The following is a 7,468-nucleotide window of genomic DNA, read 5'->3' on the forward strand; positions in this document are numbered from 1 at the left end:
CCGCTGCCGGAATAGCCAGTTGAATAGTCGCCAACCACCAAGGTGAACGTGCCGCTGTTGGTGGCGCGGAAGCTGACCTGGATGGCAACTGCGCCATAGCCTGAATCCAGCAGTTTCCCGTCGGGACCATAAAGCCATAAGGCCGGCGTCAACGCGCTGCCCGGGTTGACCTCGCCGGCTTCAATCATCATGGTGTCGCCATTGGTCGCGGTGAAGTTCCAGACGTCCAGATCGCCCACGTCAATGGTGCCCGTGTGCATGACGGCGTTCGTCATCGGACCGCCATCATCGCCCGGCGAGAGGACAACCGGATTGCCGGTTTTGGCAAGCGTCAACCGATAAGGTCCGCTGCCGGAATAGCCAGTTGAATAGTCGCCAACCACCAAGGTGAACGTGCCGCTGTTGGTGGCGCGGAAGCTGACCTGGATGGCAACAGCGCCATAGCCTGAATCCAGCAGTTTCCCGTCGGGGCCATAAAGCCATAATGCCGGCGTCAGCGCGCTGCCCGGATTGGTTTCGCCAGCTTCAATCATCATGGTGTCACCATTCGTGGCGTTGAAGGTCCACACATCTAGGTCCCCCACGTCAATGGTGCCCGTATGCATCAAGCTGTTGGTCAACGGTCCACCATCGTCGCCGGGTGCCACAAACACGGCGCCCGGAGTTTTGGCCAGCGTCAGGCGATAGGTGCCGGTGGCCGCCGTGCCGGTGGCATCGTCCACCACGACCGTGAAGGTGCCACTGTTGGTCGCGATGACGCTGATTTGCGCCGCCACGGCCCCGTAATTGATTCCTTGTTGATTGCCAGACGGATTGATGAGGCGGATGCGCGGTGTGAAGTTGTTGGTTTGAGAAATTTCGCCCGCCTCGAGCAGGATCGCATCGCCCACGCTGGCGGAAAAGGTCCACACGTTCGATGTGCCGATGGCACCGATGGTGCCGGTGTGCATCCAGCCGTTGGTGAGCGTGCTTTGGGCGGAACTGGAGGCAGGAATGAGAATCCCCGTCAGAACGACCGACAGGAAAAGCACGAGCGGTGTGCGCGGACAGAATGGGCTGCGGGATGGGGTGAAAACTAATGGCACGCGCCAGGCGGCGGCGTGGATGGACGGGTCAGGGCGGTTTGTTTTCATAAGCATGTGGCGTGAGACGGCGGTGTTGTGAGGGAAAGTTTTGCCGGCCCAAGGAAGCGTTGGGGAAACGGAAATGCCGGTGATCTACCCGGCGCGGCGGGTGAGCGTCAGGAAATCCCGCGGTGCCGGTGAGGCCGGGACTGATTGCGAACACCCACCAAGGAAGCGGCATATGATGGCCTCCTGAATTGCGAGTTATAGCTGGCCGAGCGAGCGACAGCGCCGGCCAGCAATGTGCCTAATCGGGAACATTAGGACTCTATCAGGCGCCTTGAGCCCCGCAAGAAACATTGCTTCCGTATGTTTGCGGAGGAGTTCCGCAAACTGACATGAGTGGGAGGATTTGCCGCACTCTTCGGCCGCGCTTGAGGTCAATCGCGAAACAACCGTTCGCCGGCGCGGGAGCTGTAAGGATTCACCCCCGGCGTGAAAAAGCGCGATTTGCCGCGGGGCTTGGCTTCCAAATCCCATTGCAGCAACAGACCGATCTGATTGGCCCCGCGTTCGTCGCCGTGTCGGACGGCGTTGAAGCCATGCGCGAAAATGAGCGTCGCCATCCAGGTGCCCTTGGGCGAGATGAAGGAAAGCCCGCCGCCGAGTCCCGAATGCCAGTCGCCAGGTTGTTCGAGACCATCGAGATAATTCACTCGACCGGCGCCGCCATACAAAGTGAGCCGCAGGTTTTTTTGCGGTGTGAGCGGGAACGAGTATTGACCGTTGAAAAGAACGAAGCGCTCGGCGGAGATTTCCTGGTAATAGTAGCCGGGAAGATTCAGCGGAAACTCCGCTACAAACGGGAGCACGCCACCGAGACGATACGCGCTGAAGCGGTCGACATTCTGGCTCGTGCCCGCCGTCACGCTGAACTCAAACAAATGCTCGTTCGGGAAGGTGTATTTCAACAGGGCGCGTCCCCAGAAGAGGTGCGAGGCGCCTTCGACCCGCCGGTCGTTGTTGTAGCCGTAGGTCGAGGCGCGGCTGCGAAACTGCGAATCTTCCCACAGGGAAATTTCCATGGCGAGCGGTTCGGTCAGACTGGGCTCCTCGCCGCCCCAGCGCAGGCCCGTGCGGATGTGAAACGCCGACCGGTCGGCGGGCAGGACGAAGTCGGGCGCGGTGGTGTCGTCGCGTTCGTAATGCGTCAGCCCGCCGCTGGCCCGCACAATCAAATACAACGGCACCGTTTGTTGTGGATTAAAGCGGTGATAGACGCTGGCGGAAACATCCCCGCCGTGCCCCGTGAAGGATTCTTCCTGATAGTAGTGGCCACTGCGAATTTCCGAATAGCTGTCCGCAAAACCACCGCCAGACAACCCCAAGCCGAGGTCGGTGTTGGCGCCCAGCAATCCGACGAAGCCCAGTTCCGTATCGAGATAGATCGGCGCCACCGCCGCGCGCAAGGTGAGGTTCGTCGCCGCGAAGTGCGGCTGGTTGTAGTAGAAAAAACCGTAGCCGGAAATCGGGCTCTTGCCCTCGATGGGTTGATTGTAGCCAAACTGAACGAGGCGCCGCTTCTCCGGATCGAGCTGGGCAAGGGCCCAGTGCGGCCAGCAGAGCAGGGCTCCGAAAACCAGCGCGAAGGTTTGGTGCCGGAGCCTCATTGCGCCGCAATATATTTCCAGCGCCCGAGGCGGCAAGCGGAATAACGAACCCCTGGCCGGGTCCGGCCCCCTCAGTCGTCGTCCTTCAACCGGTAGAAAATCACGCGTGGCGGCCCGTCAACGCCGTAAAGCGTCAGCACGTCCCGTAAGTCCATCAACAGCCAGGGATGTGTGAAGGCGGCGCCATTTTTCGTGAAGACCACGTCATCGGCAACGTAAACCGCGGCATGGATCGCCCGCCCGTGCTGGTCCACCAGCATCAACAAATCTCCGAATCGCGGGTCGTCCTGGGCGATGTAGTAGTCTTTGTCGAGCGCGGCCTTGACCCCGGCCGTGTCGCCAAACCGGTTTTCGGGAGGTTCGTTGAAGAAATTGAACGAGGTCCAGAAACAGTCTTGCACCAGCTCTTTGGCATTGGGCAGCGGCAGGGGATAGGTATAAAGCCGCATGCGGGCGAACGGGGGCAGCAAATGCACCACGTCGATGCTGGCGCCGCCCGGAATGCGTTTCAACGATTCGAGCAGCGGCTCCAGATCCTTCGCGCGCCCCTGGCGTCCCCAATATTTCAGCAGCGCATCCACGTCGGTATGCGCGTCCACGTGAAGCTTCATGAGAATCGTCGTTTCGCGGGACAGCGTCTTGACCAGCCGCACGCGCTCGTCTGATGCCTTGATTTGGGTCAGCACCTCGCCCAAATCGGCAAAGCACAGCGTGTCGCCCTGCCGGTAAAGCCGGTTGGTGACCAGTGCAAGAGTTTGCGGTGAAAGCTCGCTGTCAGTAAACCAGTCGCCCGCCGTGTCAATGGGAAAGGAATAGGCCTGGCTCTGGGCCTCATTCTCGGGAAAGTGCGCCAGCAAGGGATACAACTGCTGTCGTGCCTTGGCCGGAAGTCCCAGAACCTGCTCGGGAGTGACGGTAACAGAGATGCCCCGGGGCTGAACCATCCAGCGACTTTGATCCAGAAACGGCGCGGGCAGCGCGAGACTTTGAAACAGGGAGGCGAGGGCTGCGGGCTCGGCATTGCCGAAGAACCACTTTGTCTCGGGCGGATAACGTTCCGGCGAGGCGGAGGTCAGCGCGCGGGGGCGCTCGATGGTGATGCGATACCGTTCCAGAAGTCCCCAGGGAGGAGTCTCCGTTGCTGCGCCGGTTCCCGGCGCCGCCGCGGTGTCCGGCGCAATCTGGCCCGGACCTCCCGCGCGTCGCCACCAAACCACACTGGCAAGAAGGACGACCAAAATGAGGCTGATAAGCAGCCAACGTGGTGCTGGCGACTTCGATGCTTCAGGCAACTCCATAAAACTCAATCACGCGCGGCCCCGGATACAGCGGCGGCTGCATCCAACCACCGAATGCTAGCGCGCCGCTTGGGGGGTGCAATTTCTTTCGCGCCTTTGCCGTTCCGGCCCGGCGGCGGATTGCCGGCAAATGTCCTTTGCACGTGCTCCAGCCCCCGCTACGTTCGCACTCATGGTCGTTTTGGGTAAACGCAAAGCGAAGTGGCGGGAGATGACCGCCACGACCGGGCTGTGCGGGCTGCTGACCCTTACGAGTTGTCTTGCCGCACCGGCGGATTCGGAAAAGACCGCCGTCATGCTGGAACGCGTCCGCACCAATTTTGACCTGCCCGCGCTGGCCGTCGTGGTGGTCAAGGATGGCGCCATTTGCGACCAGGCCGCAACGGGGGTTCGCAAGTGGGGGGAGCCGACGCCGGTCACCACGAACGATGTTTTTCACATCGGCTCCTGCACAAAAGCCATGACCGCCACGGTCGTGGGACGGATGATCGACGCAGGCAAGCTCCGTTGGGATACGACCATTGGCGAGGTGTTCCCCGAACTCAAGGGGCGGATGAACCCGCAGTATGAAGCGGTGACGGTCGAACAGTTGCTGACCCACCGCGGCGGTGTGCCGCACGCTCCGCCGGCAGCAGCGTGGCAGCGCGCGTGGGAGCAGCCCGGCAGCCCCACCGAACAACGCGCTGAATTCGTGACCGCCATCTTGCACGTGCCGCCGGAAGCGCCACCCGGCACCAAAAAAATCTATTCAAACCAGGGATATGCCATCCTCGGCGCCATGCTTGAGCGCATCACGGGCAAGTCGTGGGAAAAGTTGATGAGGGAGCAGTTGTTCGTGCCGCTGGGGATGACGTCGGCGGGGTTCGGAATTCCGGGCACCATCGGCCAGGTGGATGCGCCGTGGGGGCACCAGCTCCGGCAAGGCGTCATCCTTCCCGTGCAGGCGGACAATCCACCGGCCATCGGTCCCGGCGGCACCGTGCATTGTTCGTTGGATGACCTCGCGCGCTTTGTCATTTTCCATTTGAACGGAAATGACCGCACAAAGCTGCTCCAGCCCGAAACGTTGCGGAAGTTGCACGCTCCTCCGGCGGGCAGCGACCACGCCTGCGGCTGGGTGGTGTTGCGTCGGAATTGGGCCGGCGGAACGGCGCTTATGCACAATGGTTCGAACACCATGTGGTATGTGGTCATGTGGCTCGCTCCGGCCAAAAACTTTGCCGTGATTGCGGCCACGAACATCGCCGGCGAGAAGGCGGAAAAGGGTTGCGACGATGCCGTCAGCGCCCTGATCCACAAGTGGCTGCAAAACTGAATCGGCTCTTCAGGTAAAGGGTGGATGGCTGAACCGCATTGGCCGCCGGCGCATCAAGGTTTCGTGGGCGCTGCGCCCGGCGGCGGAACGTTGCTCGATGCGGCAGGCACCTCGTTCAGGAACCGTTCCAGCAATTCCAAGTAGCCGTCCAGGGAATCGCCTGCGTCGGATCCGAGTTCGCGCTTCAAGGATTTCAGTTGTTCGGCGGAGGTTTGCGCCTGCTGCCGAAGGTCGGTCAAATTCAACTTGCCGTTTAACAGACCGTTGATGAGTTCGTCGTATTTGGCATTCGCCTCGGGGCTGCCCAGCAACATTTTTTGCCGGATTTCGCCGATGAAATTGGTATTGCCGCCCAGCTTGCGCAGCGCGTCCACAAGACCCGTGTCGTCCGCACTGGGTGCGTTGGTGTCTGCATTGATTCCCACCGTCGCCGGCATTGGACGGAGCAAGGAATTTGTCAGCGAAGGCGGCTGAACCGATGCGGAGCCAATGCCCAGGCTGGTTACAAATTTGCGTGGCACCTTGATGCGGCCAAGCATTTCACTGTCCAACACCACCGTGTTGGCCGACACGGAAACTACTTTGCCCACGTAACGATCGCCGTTCTGCATGTTCACTTCATCGGCGTGCAGCGCGATCTCGGTGCCGAGGAGCAGGGCCAATCCTGCGAACGCTGGGATGAAATTAATCCTCATGCACGCAGGCTAGTCCAGCCGCGGCCCTTTCGCAAACGGGGCCCGGCCCTGCCGGCGTGCGCGCGGCGTTGCGACGCGCCGAAGAATGTTTTAGAATGGGAACCCAGCGGCCATGAATCTTCCATCTGTCATCCTGGCATCGGCATCCCCCCGTCGTGTGGAGTTGCTTCGGCAGCTTGTCTTTCGCTTCAAAGTTCTGCCCAGCGCGGCCCCCGAGTCGGAGCACGAGCATTACACGCCCCGAGAAATTGCGCTCTTGAACGCCTATCGCAAGGCCCGCGTGGTGGCCAAGAAATTTCCGGACAACCTCGTGATCGGGGCGGACACCGTGGTGGCGCTGGGCACCAGCCTGTTTGGCAAGCCGCGCAGCAAACGGGACGCCTGCCGGATGCTGGCGGAGCTGGAGGGCCGCTCGCACGATGTGGTCACCGGGGTCTGCCTGCTGCACCTGCGCGGTCACCGGCAATCCGTGTTTGCCGAACAAACCACGGTGCGCTTTCACAACCTGACGGCGGCGAAGATTCGGAGCTACGTCAACCGCGTGCACACCCTCGACAAAGCCGGCGCCTACGCCATTCAAGAGGAGGGCGAAATGATCATTGAATCCATCGAGGGTTCCTACACCAACGTCGTGGGGCTGCCCGTCGAACGCCTGCGCGAGGAACTCCGATTGTGGGCGGCCGCCTCCGAGTTCACCGCCGGCGGCCGGCCCTGAAGTGTCGTCCAGCGAATCATCCTCCTGGCGGCGTAGATGTAACCGGGCTCAGGTAGCCGTCAGTTCGTGCCACAGATACGCGGCCATCAACTGGCCCTTTTCGAAGCAATCCAGTTCGAACTTTTCGTTGGGCGAATGCGCGTTGTCATCGGGCAGCGCCAGGCCAAGCAGCAGCGTGTCGGCGCCGAGAATGCGTTTGAACTCGTTCACAATGGGAATCGAGCCGCCTTCGCGCATGAGCACCGGCTCGCAGCCGAATGCCTTGCCCAGTGCGCGCAGCGATGCCTGAGCCTGGGCACTGGATGGGGAAACCACATACGGATGGGCGCCATGGCCAGCCGAAACTTCCAGCCGCACAGTCGGCGGGCACAGTTTTTTCAGTTGGCGAATGGCCAGCCTGGCAATCTTCACGGGATCCTGGTCGGGCACCAGGCGCATCGTGATTTTCACGCGAGCCCACGACGGCACGATGGTTTTGCTGCCTTCGCCCTGGTAGCCACTGGTCAGACCGTTGATTTCAAGGGTGGGCCGGGCGCAGCGCTGTTCGATGGGCGTGAAGCCCCGTTCGCCAAACAGGGCGGGCACGCCGAGCATTTTCCGGTAGTCGCGCTCCGTGAACGGCAGCCGCCGCAGCTGTTTCCGCTCATATGCGCTGAGTGGTTCCACATCGGCATAAAAGCCCGGGATCGTGATGCGGCCGTGGGGGGGGGG

At 61.5% G+C, this 7,468-nt stretch carries 7 protein-coding genes; 2 read left to right on the forward strand and 5 right to left on the reverse strand.

What is annotated here, in order from left to right:
* The 3 genes from VFV96_09780 to VFV96_09790 all read right to left on the reverse strand — a co-directional run.
* A partial coding sequence (locus tag VFV96_09780) for a hypothetical protein (protein HEU5070685.1) occupies nucleotides 1–1,133 on the reverse strand: 1,133 nt, incomplete at its 3' end.
* 371 nt (nucleotides 1,134–1,504) lie between these two features.
* Nucleotides 1,505–2,734: a hypothetical protein gene (locus tag VFV96_09785; protein ID HEU5070686.1), complete on the reverse strand. Its 1,230-nt coding sequence runs from the start codon at nucleotides 2,732–2,734 to the stop codon at nucleotides 1,505–1,507.
* 71 nt (nucleotides 2,735–2,805) lie between these two features.
* Nucleotides 2,806–3,972, reverse strand: a complete 1,167-nt coding sequence (locus VFV96_09790; GenBank protein ID HEU5070687.1) for a hypothetical protein — start codon at nucleotides 3,970–3,972, stop codon at nucleotides 2,806–2,808.
* Nucleotides 3,973–4,204: 232 nt separating this feature from the next.
* Here VFV96_09790 and VFV96_09795 point away from each other — a divergent pair, with 232 nt between their 5' ends.
* Entirely contained in the window at nucleotides 4,205–5,347 is a 1,143-nt protein-coding gene (locus tag VFV96_09795) for a serine hydrolase domain-containing protein (protein ID HEU5070688.1), read from the forward strand.
* 53 nt (nucleotides 5,348–5,400) lie between these two features.
* Here the strand turns inward: VFV96_09795 and VFV96_09800 are convergent, their stop codons facing one another.
* A complete protein-coding gene (locus VFV96_09800) occupies nucleotides 5,401–6,042 on the reverse strand; it encodes a hypothetical protein (protein HEU5070689.1) in 642 nt (213 codons plus the stop codon).
* 112 nt (nucleotides 6,043–6,154) lie between these two features.
* Between VFV96_09800 and VFV96_09805 the strand changes: the two genes are divergently transcribed.
* On the forward strand, nucleotides 6,155–6,757 hold the full coding sequence (locus tag VFV96_09805; GenBank protein HEU5070690.1) for a Maf family protein: 603 nt from the start codon (nucleotides 6,155–6,157) through the stop codon (nucleotides 6,755–6,757).
* 48 nt (nucleotides 6,758–6,805) lie between these two features.
* Here VFV96_09805 and VFV96_09810 read toward each other — a convergent pair.
* On the reverse strand, nucleotides 6,806–7,468 hold a 663-nt coding region (locus tag VFV96_09810; GenBank protein ID HEU5070691.1), incomplete at its 5' end, for a M20/M25/M40 family metallo-hydrolase.

The sequence above is a fragment of the Verrucomicrobiia bacterium genome, assembly GCA_035765895.1.
GTDB lineage: Bacteria > Verrucomicrobiota > Verrucomicrobiia > Limisphaerales > DSYF01 > DSYF01.